Source organism: Vibrio sp. S/42/10, from assembly GCF_029890535.1.
GTDB classification, from domain to species: domain Bacteria; phylum Pseudomonadota; class Gammaproteobacteria; order Enterobacterales; family Vibrionaceae; genus Vibrio; species Vibrio cyclitrophicus.
The window spans coordinates 1-1,591 of record NZ_JAKMZC010000040.1 but is presented as its reverse complement, the minus strand read 5'-3'; the positions used below and the strand labels follow the sequence as shown (position 1 = coordinate 1,591).

Here is a 1,591-nt window from a genome sequence, read left to right as displayed (position 1 = left end):
ACTCAAATGAATTGACGGGGGCCCGCACAAGCGGTGGAGCATGTGGTTTAATTCGATGCAACGCGAAGAACCTTACCTACTCTTGACATCCAGAGAAGCCAGCGGAGACGCAGGTGTGCCTTCGGGAGCTCTGAGACAGGTGCTGCATGGCTGTCGTCAGCTCGTGTTGTGAAATGTTGGGTTAAGTCCCGCAACGAGCGCAACCCTTATCCTTGTTTGCCAGCGAGTCATGTCGGGAACTCCAGGGAGACTGCCGGTGATAAACCGGAGGAAGGTGGGGACGACGTCAAGTCATCATGGCCCTTACGAGTAGGGCTACACACGTGCTACAATGGCGCATACAGAGGGCAGCAAGCTAGCGATAGTGAGCGAATCCCAAAAAGTGCGTCGTAGTCCGGATTGGAGTCTGCAACTCGACTCCATGAAGTCGGAATCGCTAGTAATCGTGAATCAGAATGTCACGGTGAATACGTTCCCGGGCCTTGTACACACCGCCCGTCACACCATGGGAGTGGGCTGCAAAAGAAGTGGGTAGTTTAACCTTTCGGGGAGGACGCTCACCACTTTGTGGTTCATGACTGGGGTGAAGTCGTAACAAGGTAGCCCTAGGGGAACCTGGGGCTGGATCACCTCCTTATACGAAGATACTTACGATGAGTGTCCACACAGATTGATTAGGTTTAGAAAGAAAAAGAGAAGAAGAGCTCCCAAAGTTCTTCGAAGTTTGTTTCTACTTTTAAAGTGGAGATAAATTAGCAGTGTCCCGTTCGTCTAGAGGCCTAGGACACCGCCCTTTCACGGCGGTAACAGGGGTTCGACTCCCCTACGGGATACCACTTCCTTCAAGAAGTAAAAAGGGTCGTTAGCTCAGTTGGTAGAGCAGTTGACTTTTAATCAATTGGTCGCAGGTTCGAATCCTGCACGACCCACCATTTCCTCCCAAGGAAATAAAATTTGGGGCGATTAGCTCAGTTGGGAGAGCACCTGCCTTACAAGCAGGGGGTCACTGGTTCGAGCCCGGTATCGCCCACCATTTCCTCCCAAGGAAATAAAAATATGGGGCTATAGCTCAGCTGGGAGAGCGCCTGCCTTGCACGCAGGAGGTCTGCGGTTCGATCCCGCATAGCTCCACCATTCCTTCCATAATGAATTAAAATTTTTATGGGCGATTAGCTCAGTTGGGAGAGCACCTGCCTTACAAGCAGGGGGTCACTGGTTCGAGCCCGGTATCGCCCACCATCTTTAAACATTCTTTGATGACAACAGTCTGAAGAGAGTTTTTAAAAATGGTTTTGAAAGTTTAAAACTTGAAAAACTCTTGCTCTTTAACAATTTGGAAAGCTGACTGATTAGCTTAATTATTTTTACTTTTTAAAAAGTAAAACAAAACGGCCAAGGCTGTGATTAAGTTAATCAAATTTAAAAGTTCTCAATGTTTATCTGCTCTTATTTAATAAGAACGGCATAAACACAACAAACACATTCAAGTGTCTTGTATTCGAATGATCAGAAATGATTGTTCATTTTTTGATTCTACTTTTTATTAAAAAGTGGAAACAAAAAGTAAATTGAGTCCGGCAAACAGTTATCA

Annotated in this window: 5 tRNA genes and 1 rRNA gene; all 6 read left to right on the top strand. The window is 46.6% G+C overall.

Annotated features, from left to right (window positions below):
* Nucleotides 1-637 (top strand): 16S ribosomal RNA (locus tag L8S15_RS21665); the annotation flags it as partial.
* 123 nt (nucleotides 638-760) lie between these two features.
* A tRNA-Glu gene (locus tag L8S15_RS21660) sits at nucleotides 761-836 on the top strand.
* A gap of 20 nt (nucleotides 837-856) precedes the next feature.
* A tRNA-Lys gene (locus tag L8S15_RS21655) sits at nucleotides 857-932 on the top strand.
* Nucleotides 933-957: 25 nt separating this feature from the next.
* A tRNA-Val gene (locus L8S15_RS21650) sits at nucleotides 958-1,033 on the top strand.
* A gap of 25 nt (nucleotides 1,034-1,058) precedes the next feature.
* Nucleotides 1,059-1,134: transfer RNA gene (locus L8S15_RS21645), tRNA-Ala, on the top strand.
* Between the two features lie 29 nt (nucleotides 1,135-1,163).
* Nucleotides 1,164-1,239 (top strand) — tRNA-Val (locus L8S15_RS21640).
* Nucleotides 1,240-1,591: the final 352 nt, after the last annotated feature.